The sequence below is a fragment of the Pseudooceanicola lipolyticus genome (assembly GCF_002786325.1).
Classification (GTDB): Bacteria; Pseudomonadota; Alphaproteobacteria; order Rhodobacterales; family Rhodobacteraceae; genus Pseudooceanicola_C; species Pseudooceanicola_C lipolyticus.
On the sequence record NZ_PGTB01000113.1, the window covers coordinates 1 to 13,398 of the forward strand.

General features: G+C 66.0%; 17 protein-coding genes. 4 read left to right on the top strand and 13 right to left on the bottom strand.

The genetic code is table 11. The features are described from left to right. Nucleotides 1–422, top strand: a 422-nt coding sequence (locus CVM52_RS18745; RefSeq protein WP_240621002.1) for a sensor histidine kinase, incomplete at its 5' end; no start/stop codon positions are given. Then, nucleotides 419–1,723 (top strand): sigma-54-dependent transcriptional regulator, encoded by a 1,305-nt coding sequence (locus CVM52_RS18750; protein ID WP_100163964.1) that lies wholly within the window; start codon nucleotides 419–421, stop codon nucleotides 1,721–1,723. The genes CVM52_RS18745 and CVM52_RS18750, both read left to right, overlap by 4 nt. Before the next feature lie 61 nt (nucleotides 1,724–1,784). Here the strand turns inward: CVM52_RS18750 and CVM52_RS18755 are convergent, their stop codons facing one another. Further along, nucleotides 1,785–2,210, bottom strand: a complete 426-nt coding sequence (locus CVM52_RS18755; protein WP_100163965.1) for a VOC family protein — start codon at nucleotides 2,208–2,210, stop codon at nucleotides 1,785–1,787. Nucleotides 2,211–2,354: 144 nt separating this feature from the next. Here CVM52_RS18755 and CVM52_RS18760 point away from each other — a divergent pair, with 144 nt between their 5' ends. Continuing rightward, nucleotides 2,355–2,894, top strand: coding sequence for a TetR/AcrR family transcriptional regulator (locus CVM52_RS18760; protein ID WP_100163978.1), 540 nt, complete (start codon nucleotides 2,355–2,357; stop codon nucleotides 2,892–2,894). 28 nt (nucleotides 2,895–2,922) lie between these two features. Here CVM52_RS18760 and CVM52_RS18765 read toward each other — a convergent pair whose 3' ends face one another. The 5 genes from CVM52_RS18765 to CVM52_RS18785 all read right to left on the bottom strand — a co-directional run bounded on the left by CVM52_RS18765 (nucleotide 2,923) and on the right by CVM52_RS18785 (nucleotide 6,355). Continuing rightward, nucleotides 2,923–3,426 (bottom strand): P-loop nucleotide/nucleoside kinase family protein, encoded by a 504-nt coding sequence (locus CVM52_RS18765; RefSeq protein ID WP_240621003.1) that lies wholly within the window; start codon nucleotides 3,424–3,426, stop codon nucleotides 2,923–2,925. A 33-nt stretch (nucleotides 3,427–3,459) separates the two neighbouring features. After that, complete coding sequence (locus CVM52_RS18770; protein WP_100163967.1) at nucleotides 3,460–3,963, bottom strand: anthrone oxygenase family protein; 504 nt, start codon at nucleotides 3,961–3,963, stop codon at nucleotides 3,460–3,462. Between the two features lie 24 nt (nucleotides 3,964–3,987). Continuing rightward, nucleotides 3,988–4,419, bottom strand: a complete 432-nt coding sequence (locus tag CVM52_RS18775) for a DUF4345 family protein (protein WP_100163968.1) — start codon at nucleotides 4,417–4,419, stop codon at nucleotides 3,988–3,990. Between the two features lie 32 nt (nucleotides 4,420–4,451). Then, complete coding sequence (locus CVM52_RS18780) at nucleotides 4,452–5,279, bottom strand: NAD(P)H-binding protein (protein WP_100163969.1); 828 nt, start codon at nucleotides 5,277–5,279, stop codon at nucleotides 4,452–4,454. Between the two features lie 107 nt (nucleotides 5,280–5,386). Beyond that, complete coding sequence (locus tag CVM52_RS18785; protein ID WP_240621004.1) at nucleotides 5,387–6,355, bottom strand: AraC family transcriptional regulator; 969 nt, start codon at nucleotides 6,353–6,355, stop codon at nucleotides 5,387–5,389. A gap of 198 nt (nucleotides 6,356–6,553) precedes the next feature. On the opposite strand from CVM52_RS18785, the gene CVM52_RS18790 reads away from it, so the two are divergent. Then, nucleotides 6,554–6,751, top strand: a complete 198-nt coding sequence (locus tag CVM52_RS18790; RefSeq protein WP_100163971.1) for a hypothetical protein — start codon at nucleotides 6,554–6,556, stop codon at nucleotides 6,749–6,751. Nucleotides 6,752–6,812: 61 nt separating this feature from the next. Here CVM52_RS18790 and glnT read toward each other — a convergent pair whose 3' ends face one another. From glnT to CVM52_RS18825, 7 genes are all read right to left on the bottom strand, one after another. Then, on the bottom strand, nucleotides 6,813–8,129 hold the full coding sequence (glnT, locus tag CVM52_RS18795; protein WP_100163972.1) for a type III glutamate--ammonia ligase: 1,317 nt from the start codon (nucleotides 8,127–8,129) through the stop codon (nucleotides 6,813–6,815). Between the two features lie 60 nt (nucleotides 8,130–8,189). Then, a complete protein-coding gene (locus tag CVM52_RS18800; protein ID WP_100163979.1) occupies nucleotides 8,190–9,515 on the bottom strand; it encodes an FMN-binding glutamate synthase family protein in 1,326 nt (441 codons plus the stop codon). A 10-nt stretch (nucleotides 9,516–9,525) separates the two neighbouring features. Next, nucleotides 9,526–10,209: a GltB/FmdC/FwdC-like GXGXG domain-containing protein gene (locus tag CVM52_RS18805; RefSeq protein WP_100163973.1), complete on the bottom strand. Its 684-nt coding sequence runs from the start codon at nucleotides 10,207–10,209 to the stop codon at nucleotides 9,526–9,528. 3 nt (nucleotides 10,210–10,212) lie between these two features. After that, nucleotides 10,213–11,100 (bottom strand): class II glutamine amidotransferase, encoded by an 888-nt coding sequence (locus tag CVM52_RS18810; RefSeq protein WP_100163974.1) that lies wholly within the window; start codon nucleotides 11,098–11,100, stop codon nucleotides 10,213–10,215. Between the two features lie 170 nt (nucleotides 11,101–11,270). Beyond that, the gene (locus tag CVM52_RS18815; protein ID WP_100163975.1) at nucleotides 11,271–11,906 is read right to left on the bottom strand and encodes a helix-turn-helix domain-containing protein; all 636 of its coding nucleotides are present in this window, start codon (nucleotides 11,904–11,906) and stop codon (nucleotides 11,271–11,273) included. 159 nt (nucleotides 11,907–12,065) lie between these two features. After that, nucleotides 12,066–12,950 (bottom strand): formyltetrahydrofolate deformylase, encoded by an 885-nt coding sequence (gene purU, locus CVM52_RS18820; RefSeq protein ID WP_100163976.1) that lies wholly within the window; start codon nucleotides 12,948–12,950, stop codon nucleotides 12,066–12,068. Nucleotides 12,951–12,995: 45 nt separating this feature from the next. Continuing rightward, nucleotides 12,996–13,398 (bottom strand): sarcosine oxidase subunit gamma (locus CVM52_RS18825; RefSeq protein ID WP_100163977.1); only part of this gene is annotated, 403 nt, incomplete at its 5' end.

Sequence of the window (13,398 nt, forward strand, 5' to 3'; positions counted from 1 at the left end):
GCGCCGATGCCGCCGGCGTGCAGCTGCGGTTCGAGCCGCCGCCGAATGCGCCGATGGTGCGCGCCGGGCATGCCCGGCTGGAACAGGTGCTGGTGAACCTGCTGCACAATGCCATCGAGGCGGTGCCGCCGGGCCGTGGCGAGGTGGCGCTGACGCTCTGCTGCGAGGGGGGCGAGCTGACGCTGGTGGTGCGCGACAACGGCCCCGGCATCCCGGCCGAGGTGCTGCCGCGGGTGACCGAGCCGTTTTTCTCGACCAAGGTCGGCGGCGAGGGGCTGGGCCTGGGGCTGTCGATCTGTTTCGAGGTGGTGCAGCAATTCGGCGGCCGGCTGGATATCCGCTCGGGCCCCGACGGCGGCGCCGAAATCGCCGTGGTGCTGCCGCTGCTGGCCGAGAACGACATCCGCGAGGCCGCCGAATGAGCCCGCTGATCCACGTGGTCGAGGATGACCGGGACCATCGCCTGGCGCTGTGCGACCTGATCGAGGCCGCCGGCTATCGCGCCGAGGGTTTTGCCGAGGGCCGGGCCGCCTTGGCGGCGGCGACGCGGCCGGACCTGGTGCTGACCGATCTGCGAATGCCGGGAATGGACGGCCAGGCGCTGTTGCAGGCGGTGCGGGCGCGCGACCCGGACTGCCCGGTGATCCTTATTTCGGGCCACGGCGAATTAACCCAGGCGGTGCAGGCGATGCGCGCCGGGGCCGAGGATTTCCTGGAAAAACCCTATGACGGGATGCACCTGCTGACGGTGATCGAGCGCGGGCTGCGCACCCGCGCCACCCGCGACGAGCTGGGTCGGCTGCAGGACCGGATCGCCCGGCGTGACGAGGGCGGGTTGCTGGGGCAATCGGCGGCGATCACCGCGCTGCGGGCGCGTATCGCGGCGCTGGCCCCGACCGACCTGGACATCGTGGTGACCGGCGAAACCGGCACCGGCAAAGAGCTGATCGCCCGCGCGCTGCACCGGGCCAGCGCCCGCGCCGCTGGCCCCTTCGTGGCGGTGAATTGCGCGGCGCTGCCCGAAAGCCTGTTCGAGATCGAGATCTTCGGCCATGTCGCCGGTGCCTTTCCCGGCGCCCAGGACAAGCCCGGCAAGCTGGAGGCGGCCTCGGGCGGGACGCTGATGCTGGACGAGGTCGAGGCGATGCCCGAGGCGATCCAGCCCAAGCTGCTGCGCGCGCTGCAGGAACGCATGGTCGAGCGGCTGGGCGAAAACCAGCTGCGGCCGCTGGACCTGCGCATCATCGCCACCTCGAAAACCGATCTGCGGCCGCGCACGCTGGATGGCAGTTTCCGCGCCGACCTGTTCTATCGCCTGGCCGGGGCCGAGATCACGGTCGAGCCGCTGCGCGCCCTGGGCGAAGATATCGTGCTGCTGTTCAGCCATTATGCTGGCCTGGCGGCGGCGCGCTATGGCCGCGAGATGCCGGTGGTGGATTATGGCCTGAAACAGCGCCTGCTGCGTCGCCCCTGGCCTGGCAATGTGCGCGAACTCAAGGCGCTGGCCGAACGCTTTACCCTGGGGCTGGATATTCCCGAGGGCACCGACCGGCCGCTGGCCGCCCCCGAAAGCCTGGCCGACCGGGTGGCCGCCTTCGAGGCGCGCGAGATCCGGCTGGCGCTGGAACATTGCCGCGGCAATACCGAACGTGCGGCCAAGGCATTGGGCATGGCGCGGCGCACCCTGAACGACAAGATCAGCCGGTACGGTATCCGGGTCTGAGCTGCGGTAAAGTCGGGCCGGCGGTGCGTGCCGGCCCGGACCACGATGTTCCGACCATCGCTCAGGTCGGCAGCGCCTCGGCCGCGAAACCCTCGGCAAAGCCCTCTGTCGGCGGGATAGGCGTGATCACGTCGATCAGCACACCGTTGGGATCGCGGAAGATCGCGTGGCGCTGGCCGAAGGGCTCGTCGCGCAGCGACTTGACCACCGGCACGCCTTGGGCACGCAGGCGGGCATCTTCGGCATCGACATCTTCGACCTCGAAATTCAGGATCAGCCCGCGGGTTTCCCCGCGCCCGCCCTCGGGGATGGTGTGGTGGTCATAGCGCAGGATCGCGAGGTTCACGGCGGCGTCCTGCCGTTGTTGCAGATGCACGTACCAATCGCTTTCGAACAGGGCGCGAAAGCCGAAATGTTGCCGGTAGAATGCGCTGGTCCCTGCGACATCGGCCACCTGGAGCACCGGGTAATATTGCGTCGTCTTCATTGCAGCACCTCTGTGTTGATGTTACATACAGGCTGTATGTAACATTCGATTCAGAAACATGCAAGGTGTATGTAAGTGAGCCCGAACACAGATCCTGCCGCGCAATCCGCCCGGCGTCGGACCCAGACAGAACGCAGCAACGCCATGCGGGCGCAATTGATCGACGCGGCGCGCGACCTGTTCGTGACCGAAGGCTATGCCGCGACCAGCACGCCGATGATCGTCACCGCGGCGGGGGTGACGCGCGGCGCGCTGTATCACCACTTTGCCGACAAGACCGACCTGTTCCGCGCGGTCTGCATCCGCGAGGCGGAGGCGGTCGGCCAGGCCATCGAAGCGGCCACGCAAGACGTGCCCGAGGCGGTTCAGGCGATCAAGCTGGGGGCAGTGGCCTATTTCGACGCCATGAGCGTTCCGGGGCGGTCGCGTCTGCTGTTGCTGGACCTGCCCGCGGTGCTGGGGCACGCGGCGGCGGCGGATCCGGATCTGGCGGATGGCCAGGCGCAGCTGCGCGACGGCCTTGCGCAGGCGTTCCCGCAGGCCGCGCCGGGCGAACTCGACGCGATGACCGACATTCTGTCGGCGGCCTTCGACCGCACGGCGCTGGCCATTGCCCAGGGCGGCGACAAGGACAGCTATATCACCGCGATGCTGACGCTGCTGGAGCGGTCGATCGCGGGCTGAGGCGCGCGGCCGGCATACCGCGCCGGGCCTAGCTGTCGGTTGCGCCCGGATGGGTCACGATGTGGAACCCCTCCGCGGGCGTGGGCGCCACAAAATGCTGGCTGAACTGCTGGAACTGCGCTTCGGTCACCGCGAAGGGATGTGCGCCGCTGGCATTGCGCCGCTGCAACCGGGCCAGGCAATCGGCATCGGAAACGTCGAGGAAATGCAGCGCATGGGAGGCGGTGGTCTGATCCAGAAGGCCGCGCATCCAGCGCCGCGACTCGACCGTGTTGGCCTGGAAATCCAGCACCACCGAAAGCCCGGCCTTCAGCAGGGAAATGATATGCGGGCCCATAGCCTGCCGCAGCTTGGCCGTGCAGCGCCGGTAGTCGGGCAGGGTGGACAACTGGTCGGCATAAAGCGCATGCAGCCAATCGTCTTCGACCAGAATCACCGTGCCCTCGACCCGGCCGAGTTCGGCCGCCAGCGTGGATTTTCCCGAGGCGATCTTGCCGCAGAGCATGTGCAGCGTGGGGGGGTGCCCTGTCATCATCCTATCCATTTCCGGCGCTCGGCCTTCTCATCAGGTTGGCGGCGGCTGGAGGGTTCGGTACAGCCCGGCCAGCAACAGCGCCGCCGCAAGGGTACAGGCCAGCGTGCGGACGCTGTTCCAGAAGGTCCAGCGCGGCAGGTAGGTGCCGACCCAATAGTCCTGCGTGGCCGCTTGCGACGGATCCATATCGGCCAGCGCCGTGTTCATTGGCACGTTGAAAACAACCGTAACGCCGAAACTGCCCAACAGATAGACGAGACCTGCCAACAGGATCAACAGGTTACCGGGCGCGGTAAGCCGGGTTACAGAATAACCGACGAGGATCGCCGAGATCGCGGCCATGCCCAGGAACAGGGTCATGAACACCCAGCGAAACACTTCGCGGTTGATGGCCTGCATCGCCTCGGCGCCGCCGGTCCCGGTGGTCAGCGCCAGCGACCGCATGATGAAGTCCGAAAAGGCGAGGAAGACACCACCCACCAGCGCATAAGCCAGAACGGAGAGGTGCAGTAGGAATGTGAAAAACGGGGACATAACAGGGCACTCCGGGCGGGCGGGTTAGCGGACGGCGATGCGGCGGCTATGGGTCGCGGGTGCGGCCAGGCCCAGCCGGTGGCGAAAGGCGATCAGGCAAAGTACCCCGAGGGCCAGTTCGACAACCAGCGCGGTGAGAATGCTGGCATTGGGCATGCCATCCGTGATCAGGCCCACCAGCCGCCCGGCGGGGAAGGCGAGAGAGACGATCAGCGCCGCCGCGATGGCCGCCTGGCGCAGCGCGCTGCGGAGAATCCCGGCCAGCATCAGCGCCCCAAGCGCGGCAAGCCCCGCCGCCGGCGCGCGCAGCTCGCTCAGAAGATTGACGTCATCGCCCAGAGCGATGCCGGAGCCGGCATAAAAGCTCTGCGGCACAAACAGGATCACTGCGCCGATGCCAAGCGCGGTGACACCGGACAGGAAGAGGGTGAAGCCTTGAAATCGGGTGAGAGGCATCGCGGTTCCTTTCGGTAGCGGGAGAGCGGGCCTTAGGCCGCCGCCGGCCATTTGCCGGCGCGGGCGGCGGTGCTGGCGAAATCCGAGAAATCGCGCGGCGCGCGGCCCAGTGCCCGCTGGACTCCGTCACCCAGATGCGCATTGCGCCCGTCCAGGGTTTCGCGGGCGATGGCGGTGAAGACATCGGCGACGAAATCGCCACCCGCCCGGGCGATATTGGCGTGGAAATCCTCGAACGAGATCGGGATATGGCGGATCGGGCGGCCGGTGGCGGCAGCAAGATCCGCCGCCATCTGGGCGAAGGTCATCAGCCGCGGCCCGGTCACCTCGTAGAGTTCGCCCCTGTGGCCCTCGCCGGTGAGGGCCTCGACCACGACATCGGCAATGTCGTCCACGTCGATGATCGGTTCGCTTATGTCGCCACCGGGCATCGGCAAAACGCCGGACAGGATCGGGTCGCGCAGATAGCCTTCGCTGAAATTTTGCGCGAACCAGGCCGCGCGCACGATGGTGAAATCCACGCCAGAGTCGCGGACCACGGCCTCGCCGAGGCGGGCGTGATGTTCGCCGCGCCCCGACAGCAGCACGAGATGGCCGACCCCCGCCGCCTTTGCCGTCTCGCAGAGCGAGTCCAGCTTGTCGACGGCACCGGGGAAGGCGAGATCGGGGAAATAGGTGACATAGGCGGCGCGCACGCCCTCGAAGGCGGCGGCCCAGGTGTCGGGCGCGTCCCAGTCGAAGGGTCGGTTGGCACGGCGGGTTCCGCGCCGGACCGGAACGCCGGCGGCCTCCAGCCGGGCGGCAACGCGGCTGCCGGTCTTGCCGGTGGCGCCGATGACGAGAATGGGGTTGGTCTGCATGGCTCACGCTCCTTGGCTCTGGGGTGTGTCCAAGGAATAGCTGCGCCGGCCCGCGCCGGTCTTAACCGATGCCGCCAGGGTTTTGACCGCGCCGGCCAAGGCCGCCCTCACTGCGCCGCGCGCGCCCTGCGATAGCTGGCCGGGGTCTGCCCGACCCAGCGTTTGAAGGCGCGGGTGAACGAGCTCTGCTCGGAAAACCCGGTTAGAAAGGCAATTTCCGCCAGCGAGTGGCGATTGTCCCGCAGCAGCCCCTTGGCCAGTTCGCGGCGGGTGTCCTCGGTGATGGCCTGGAAACTCACCCCGTGTTCGGAGAGGCGGCGGTGGAAAGAACGCGCGCTCAGACCCAGACCGCGGGCGATGTCGGACATTTTCGGAACGCCTTCGCTGAGCGCCTGGGCGATCGCGCCTCTGGCCTGCTCGACCAGCGAGCGGTCGCCGACCTGGGAGAGTTCGACATCCAGCTGCGACACCAGATAGCGGGAGATCCCCTCGTCTCCCAGGATATTGGGCCGGGCCAGCGCCGTGTCCGACAGCAGCAGCGCGTCGAGATCCGCGCCAAACCGCACTGGGCAGCCGAACCAGTCTTCGTGAATCGAGGCCGTTTTCGGAGCCGGATGGCGGATCTGCACCTCCAGCGGTGCAAACGGCTCGGCGCAGACCTGGCGGGCCAGCGACACCCCGCTGGCAAGCGTCGCCTCGTTCGACAGCCGCAGGCCCAGCCGCCGCGCGCCATCGCGGTGCAGGATGAACAGCGTGCCGCGCGGATCGGGGCGCAACTCGTATTCCACCACGCTGGTCCACAGCCGGGCATAGCGTTCGACGCGGGAAAACGAACCTTGCAGCGTCAGCGCCGCCTTCCAGGCCAGCCCCAGCGCGCCATATTCGTCGCAACGCATCGAGGCGCCGACATGGATCGGCAGATCGGTCACGTCGGTCTGCGCGGCGATCCGTTCCAGCATGTCGTAATAGGTTGCCGCGGGGATCATGTGTTTGGGATCCCAGGCGCCCTCGGGATCGATCCCGACGCTGGTCAGCAAGGCCGGCGCATCGACGGCCTGTCCCGCCGCAGCCGCCATTTTCCGTGCAAACAAAGACGTCACATAGCCCATGCCGGCAGTTTAGGCAGGACGCCGCCCGGCGCCAATCCTATCGAACCGCCGCGATGCGGACTTGGTCAGGCTGGTGCGGGATTTGATTTTGCACGCCTTCTGCATTGGCGCGCCACGGGTGGTTTTTCCTGCTAGACTGCGGGAACTCGCGAGAGGGAGGAGATCATGGGAAAGACCAAGAACGGAACCGGCACGGTGACCCCGGCGTTTGCGATGACCTCGATCGACGACCAGCTGGACGATGTCCGGCTGCAGATCGACACCACCTTGCCAGCCGCCGCAGCCTTCGAGATCGTCAAGATCCTGTCCGGGGCGCATCTGGACCGGATGCAGGACCGGGTGCCGCGGCAAGTGAGCGGCTAGGGCGGCGCCAGCCGCCCGCGAAGGCCCGGCGCCGCGATCTTGGCGGTATCCCCGGCCGCGCTCAGATGTCGAGCGTGTTGTCTTTCTCCCAGCGGGAGAAATGCGACACGAAGGAATTCCATTCCTGCTGTTTCAGCTTGACGTAGGAGGCTGCAAACCCGTCCCCCAGCATGGCTTTCAGATCGGTGTCGGCATCGAAGGCCCGGATCGCGTCCAGCAGGTTCAGCGGCAATTTCGGGGCATCCGTGATCGTATGGCCTACGGCATACATGTCGATATCCGAGCGCGGGCCGGGATCGGCCTGGCTGCGCAGGCCGGACAGGCCGGCGGCGATGATCACCGCCTGCAGCAGATAGGGGTTGGCGGCACCATCGGGCAGCCGCAATTCGAACCGGCCGGGGCCGGGCACGCGCACCATGTGGGTGCGGTTGTTGCCGGTCCAGGTCAGGGTGTTCGGCGCCCAGGTTGCGCCGGAAAGGGTGCGCGGCGCATTGATCCGCTTGTAGCTGTTGACGGTCGGGTTGGTGATCGCGGCCAGCGCCTCGCCATGCTGCATGATCCCGCCGAGGAACTGCGCCCCCTGTTCAGACAGCCCCACCTCGCCGGTCTGGCCCGAGCCGGTGCCGGCAAAGGCATTGGTGGTCCCGTCCAGATCCCAGACCGAGATATGCGCGTGACAGCCATTGCCGGTCAGCCCTTCGATGGGCTTGGGCATGAAGGTGGCGCGCAGCCCGTGTTTTTCGGCGACGGATTTCACCATGAACTTGAAAAAGCTGTGGCGGTCGGCGGTCACCAGCGCATCGTCAAAGCCCCAGTTCATTTCGAACTGGCCGTTGGCGTCTTCGTGGTCGTTCTGGTAGGGGCCCCAGCCCAGTTCCAACATATAGTCGCAGATCTCGGCAATCACGTCGTAGCGCCGCATCACCGCCTGCTGGTCATAGCAGGGCTTTTCCGCGGTGTCGTAGGCGTCGGAAATCTGGTCGCCCTCGGGGGTCAGCAGGAAGAATTCCGCCTCGACCCCGGTTTTCACCCGCAGCCCGGCTTTTGCCGCCTCGGCCACCAGTTTGCGCAGCACGTTGCGCGGCGCCTGTTCGACTTCGGCCCCTTCCATCACGCAATCGGCCGCCACCCAGGCGACCTCGGGCTTCCAGGGCAGCTGGATCACCGCTGCGGGATCCGGCACGGCCAGCATGTCGGGATGCGCCGGGGTCAGGTCAAGCCAGGTGGCGAAGCCGGCAAACCCGGCACCCTCCGCCTGCATTTCCGCGATCGCCTGCGCCGGCACCAGCTTGGCCCGCTGGCCTCCGAAGAGGTCGGTATAGGAGATCATGAAATATTTGACGCCCTTTTCCCGGGCAAATTCCGCCAGATCGGCCATTCCTAAGTCCTTTCTATCCCTGTCATCCGGGGGTCCGTGCCGCCGATTTGTTTTTGTGGTTCAAAAGCCGCTTTTGCCCGGCCACCAATTGGTCCCGGCCAAAGGCACCTGGGCCATGGCCGCGGCTTCCATGGTCAGCGCGCACAGGTCTTCGGGTTCCAGGTTGTGCACGTGGCTTTTGCCGCAGGCGCGGGCCAGCGTCTGGCATTCCAGCGTCATCACGTTCAGGTAGTTGCGCAGCCGGCGGCCGGCGGCAACCGGGTCAAGCCGCTGCATCAACGCGGGATCCTGGGTGGTGATGCCGGCCGGATCGCGGCCTTCGTGCCAGTCGTCATAGGCGCCGGCGGTGGTTCCCAGCTCGGCGTATTCGGCTTCCCATTTGGGATCGTTGTCACCCAGGGCGATCAGCGCCGCGGTGCCGATGGCCACCGCGTCGGCCCCCAGCGCCAGCGCCTTGGCGACGTCGGCGCCGGTGCGGATGCCGCCCGAGACCACCAGCTGCACCTCGCGGTGCATGCCCAGATCCTGCAGCGCCTGCACCGCGGGCCGAATGCAGGCCAGGGTCGGCTGGCCGACATTCTCGATGAACACGTCCTGGGTGGCGGCGGTGCCGCCCTGCATGCCATCCAGCACCACCACGTCGGCCCCGGCCTTGACCGCCAGGGCGGTGTCGTAATAGGGCCGCGCGCCGCCGACCTTGATATAGATCGGCTTTTCCCAATTGGTGATTTCGCGCAATTCGAGGATCTTGATTTCCAGGTCGTCGGGCCCGGTCCAGTCCGGGTGGCGGCAGGCCGAGCGCTGGTCGATGCCGACCGGCAGGTCGCGCATGCCGGCCACCCGTTCGGTGATCTTCTGGCCCAGCAGCATGCCGCCGCCGCCGGGTTTGGCGCCCTGGCCAACCACCACCTCGATCGCGTCGGCGCGGCGCAGGTCATCGGGGTTCATGCCATAGCGGCTGGGCAGGTATTGGTAGACCAGTTTCTCGGAATGGCCGCGCTCTTCCTCGGTCATGCCGCCATCGCCGGTGGTGGTCGAGGTGCCGGCCATGGTGGCGCCACGGCCCAGGGCCTCCTTGGCGTGGCCCGACAGCGCCCCGAAGGACATGCCGGCGATGGTGATCGGGATCTTCAGCTCGATCGGTTTCTTGGCAAAGCGGGTGCCCAGCGTCACGCTGGTCTCGCATTTCTCGCGATAGCCTTCCAGCGGATAGCGCGAGATCGAGGCGCCCAGGAACAGCAGGTCGTCGAAATGCGGCACGCGGCGTTTCGCGCCGCCGCCGCGGATGTCGTAGATGCCGGTGGCGGCGGCGCGGCGGATCTCGGAATTCACCTCTCTGGAAAAGGTCCAGGACTGGCGCGGTTCGGTTTGGGGGGTCTTGTCCATCATCCGTTCCTCAATACGCGTCGGCGTGATCGATGTTGAAGTTGTAAAGCTTGCGGGCCGAGCCATAGCGCTTGAACTCTTCCGGTCTGGCATCGGCCCCGGCGCGCGCCAGCAGGTCGGCCAGCAGGTCAAGATGTTCCTGCCGCATGTCCTTTTCGATGCAATCCGCGCCCAGCGACTTGACCGCGCCGCGCACGAACAGCCGCGCCTCGTAGAGGCTGTCGCCAAGCGCATCGCCGGCATCGCCCAGCACGACCAGGTTGCCTTTCTGCGCCATGAAGGCGGACATGTGGCCGATATTGCCATGCACCACGATGTCGATGCCCTTCATCGAGATGCCACAGCGCGACGAGGCATTGCCCTTGATGTTCAGCAGACCGCCGCGGCCGGTGGCGCCGGCATATTGGCTGGCATCGCCATCGACGGTGACCGCGCCGGACATCATGTTCTCGGCCACGCCCGGCCCGACCGAACCTTCGACATGGATGGTCGCTGCCTTGTTCATGCCGGCGCAGTAATAGCCGGTGGAGCCCTTGACGGTGACGGCGACCGGCCCGTCCAGACCCACCGCGATGGCATGCGATCCGCGGGGGTTCTTGATCACATAGGCCTCGTTGGCCTGGGCCCGTGCGGCAGATTGCAGGGTCAGGTTGACCTCGCGCAGGTCGGTTTTCAGCATATCCAGAACGGGCATGTCTTAGCGCTCCCAGAAATAGACGGTGGCGGGCTCGGGTTCCCAGATACGGGCGGTGTCGATGCCGGGCAGGTTGGCAAAGGCGCGGTATTCGCTGCCGAAGGCGACATAGTCGTCGGTTTCGGCCATCACCGCGGGCTTGCAGGCGATCGGGTCGCGGACCACGCCGAACCCGTCCCGTGTGCCGGTGACGAAGGTGAAGAACCCGTCCAGATCCTTCAGCGTGCCTTCCAGCGCCTCCCCCAGCGAAGCACCCTCGGCAATCCGCGACGAGATATAGGCGGCGCCGACCTCGGTGTCGTTTTCGGTTTTGGTATAGACGCCCTTTTTGGCCAGCTTGCGCCGCATGTCGTTGTGGTTGGACAGCGAGCCGTTATGTACCAGGCATTGATCGCCCGCAGTCGAGAAGGGATGCGCCCCCAGCGTGGTGACCGCGGATTCGGTGGCCATCCGGGTATGGCCGATGCCGTGGCTGCCGCCCATCCCGCGAATGCCGAAGCGTTCGGCGACGTCTTTCGGCAGGCCGACCTCCTTGAAGATCTCCATGCTGGTGCCGACGCTCATGATCCTGAGCCCGCGCGCTTCGAGCTCGGCGACGGCGGCTGCCTCATGCTCGGCCGGCAGGGCCAGCACGGCATGGGTGCTGAGCACGCGCATCGACACCTCGGCGCCAAGCGCCGCGGCCAGGGCCGTGTCGAGCCCGGCAAAGTCCTGATCGGGCGTGTCCGATTGCACCGTGATCTTCAGGCCGCCGGTCTCGGACCCATAGATCGCGATCCCGGCGCTGTCGGGTCCGCGATCGGTCATGGTGATAAGCATGTCGGTCAGCAAATCGCCAAGCCTGGGGCGCAGTTCATCCTTTTTCAGGAAAAGGCCAACAATGCCGCACATAGATCCTCCGTAAGACTTTCAAGAGAGCAGTAACCTGTGTTGCCGCTGTGCTTACAAAGAAAGTTTTATTCGCACTAGGAAAAATTGCACGCGCCAGAACTTTGCCGCCGACAGGTCGGCATTTGATGAAATCTTGAGCGTTTTTGCCACCCCGCACCGGGGTCGGGCGGTTATCTCTGCTGTGGATAGGTGATGATCGAGAGATATCGGATCGGCAATTCTTCGAGGATTTCCGGCCCATGCGGCGCATCGGAATCAAACAGCAGCGAATCGCCGGCCTCCATCAGGAACTGCTTGTCGCCATGGCGGTATCGCATCACCCCGTCCAGCATATAGAGCAGTTCGATCCCCTCGTGCTGGAAGGTCGGGAACCGGTCGCTCTCGCTGTCCAGCGTGATCATATAGGGTTCGACCACGACGCCGGAATTGTTGGAGCCGATATGGCCCAGCAGGTGGTATTGATGGCCGGCGCGGGTGCCGGCGCGCTCGATTTCGACGCCCTGGCCGGCCTTGACATGCATGCAGCCGCGTTCTTCCTCATAGCCGGAAAACAGCTGCACCAGCGGCACGCGCAGCGCATGGGCCAGCAGTGAAATCGTGGTCAGCGAGGGCGAGATCACCCCGTTTTCGATCTTGGACAACATGCCGACCGACAGGCCGGTCTGTTTCGCCAGATCGGCCCCGGTCATCCTCTGACGCTTGCGCAGATCGCGGACCTGGCGGCCGATCGCGACCTCCAGGTTCTTTTCCCGTGCCTCGCGAATGGCGTGCGGGTTCTGGCGCAGCGTCTTGGTCTCACTCTTCAAGGGCAGGTATCCGTATGTGCTGTCCGGGTTTCGCCATCGCTCCCGGCCCCGGCCACCGGGGCGGTTCAGGCGGCTGTGACGCCAAGCTATGCAGTCTGGCCGGGAGTTTCCAGCAATGTCTGATCGCCGGGCCGGGGGCGCCGCAGGCTCTGCGCTGCCTCAGCCCATCCGTTCGGAACAGTAGGATCCGGGCGAGGCGGGGAAGACCACGGTCTTGTTGCCATTGAGGAAGACCCGGCGATGGGCATGGGCATGGATGGCGCGGGCCAGCACCTGCGCCTCGACATCGCGGCCCAGGCTGACATAGTCCTCGGCGCTTTGGGCATGGGTGATCCGCACCGTGTCCTGTTCGATGATCGGGCCCTCGTCCAGGTCGGCGGTCACGTAATGCGACGTCGCCCCGATCAGTTTCACCCCGCGCTCGAACGCCTGTTTATAGGGGTTGGCACCCTTGAAACTGGGCAGGAAGGAGTGGTGGATATTGATGATCCGGCCGGACATCTTGCGGCACATTTCATCCGACAGGATCTGCATATAGCGGGCCAGCACCACCAGTTCGGCGCCGGAGTCTTCGACCACCTGCATCAGCTGGGCCTCGGCCTGGGGTTTGTTCTGGCGGGTGACCTTGATGTAGTGGAACGGGATGTCGTGGTTCACCACCAGTTTCTGATAGTCCATGTGGTTGGAAATCACCGCGACGATCTCGATCGGCAGCGCGCCGATGCGGCACCGGTACAGCAGGTCGTTCAGGCAATGGCCGAAACGGCTGACCATCACCACCACCTTCATTTTCCGGGCCTCGTCATGAAAGGCGAACTCCATGTCGAAGGGCGCCGCAACCGCGGCGAAATCGGACTGCAGGTCGCTCAGGGTCCGGCCCTGTTCCGAGGCAAAGCTGATACGGGTGAAAAACCGGCCGCTTTCCAGATCGTCGAACTGGCTGCTGTCGGTGATGTTGCAGCCATTCTCGGCCAGGAAGGTGGAAATGGCGGCAACGATGCCGCGGGTGGAGGAACAGGTTACGGTGAGCGTGAATTTCTGCATCTCGTGTCCATCTTCTTGCAAGTGTGAATAGGCGGCCCGGCGGCCTCAGCCCGGGCTGACGGTCTGTTGTTCCGCGGCACTTGTGATCGCGTGCCAGAGCGACCGCGCCGCCGAGCGCATTCCCCAGATCGCCAGATGGTCCGGCGCGCGCCGGAGCAGGAACACGGATTGATGGTCCAGCCCGGTGCGCAGGGCGGTGCCCGGTTGCAGCTGCTCGGGGTCGATATTGACCAGCTTTTCCAGCAGGCGCCGCAGGGCATCGGCCTGTGAAGCGGCGGCAAGTTCGGAACAGACCCAGCCATCGGTCTGTTCCGTGACGCTGCAACCCGGCGCTGCAGCGGCAAGGTCGGCGGCGAAATCCGCCGTGGCGCGGCCGGCGGCCTCGATCATCCACTGGCCCGGCGCGGTCCAGAAGGCGGCGATCCCGTCACCCGCCTGCCAGCCGGCG

What these genes read in the sequence shown, in the direction of transcription:
- CVM52_RS18750 (WP_100163964.1), top strand. Translation starts at nt 419, where the DNA reads ATGAGCCCGCTGATCCACGTGGTCGAGGATGACCGGGACCATCGCCTG.
- CVM52_RS18755 (WP_100163965.1), bottom strand. Translation starts at nt 2,210, where the DNA reads ATGAAGACGACGCAATATTACCCGGTGCTCCAGGTGGCCGATGTCGCA.
- CVM52_RS18760 (WP_100163978.1), top strand. Translation starts at nt 2,355, where the DNA reads ATGCGGGCGCAATTGATCGACGCGGCGCGCGACCTGTTCGTGACCGAA.
- CVM52_RS18765 (WP_240621003.1), bottom strand. Translation starts at nt 3,426, where the DNA reads ATGACAGGGCACCCCCCCACGCTGCACATGCTCTGCGGCAAGATCGCC.
- CVM52_RS18770 (WP_100163967.1), bottom strand. Translation starts at nt 3,963, where the DNA reads ATGTCCCCGTTTTTCACATTCCTACTGCACCTCTCCGTTCTGGCTTAT.
- CVM52_RS18775 (WP_100163968.1), bottom strand. Translation starts at nt 4,419, where the DNA reads ATGCCTCTCACCCGATTTCAAGGCTTCACCCTCTTCCTGTCCGGTGTC.
- CVM52_RS18780 (WP_100163969.1), bottom strand. Translation starts at nt 5,279, where the DNA reads ATGCAGACCAACCCCATTCTCGTCATCGGCGCCACCGGCAAGACCGGC.
- CVM52_RS18785 (WP_240621004.1), bottom strand. Translation starts at nt 6,355, where the DNA reads ATGGCGGCTGCGGCGGGACAGGCCGTCGATGCGCCGGCCTTGCTGACC.
- CVM52_RS18790 (WP_100163971.1), top strand. Translation starts at nt 6,554, where the DNA reads ATGGGAAAGACCAAGAACGGAACCGGCACGGTGACCCCGGCGTTTGCG.
- glnT (WP_100163972.1), bottom strand. Translation starts at nt 8,129, where the DNA reads ATGGCCGATCTGGCGGAATTTGCCCGGGAAAAGGGCGTCAAATATTTC.
- CVM52_RS18800 (WP_100163979.1), bottom strand. Translation starts at nt 9,515, where the DNA reads ATGGACAAGACCCCCCAAACCGAACCGCGCCAGTCCTGGACCTTTTCC.
- CVM52_RS18805 (WP_100163973.1), bottom strand. Translation starts at nt 10,209, where the DNA reads ATGCCCGTTCTGGATATGCTGAAAACCGACCTGCGCGAGGTCAACCTG.
- CVM52_RS18810 (WP_100163974.1), bottom strand. Translation starts at nt 11,100, where the DNA reads ATGTGCGGCATTGTTGGCCTTTTCCTGAAAAAGGATGAACTGCGCCCC.
- purU (WP_100163976.1), bottom strand. Translation starts at nt 12,950, where the DNA reads ATGCAGAAATTCACGCTCACCGTAACCTGTTCCTCCACCCGCGGCATC.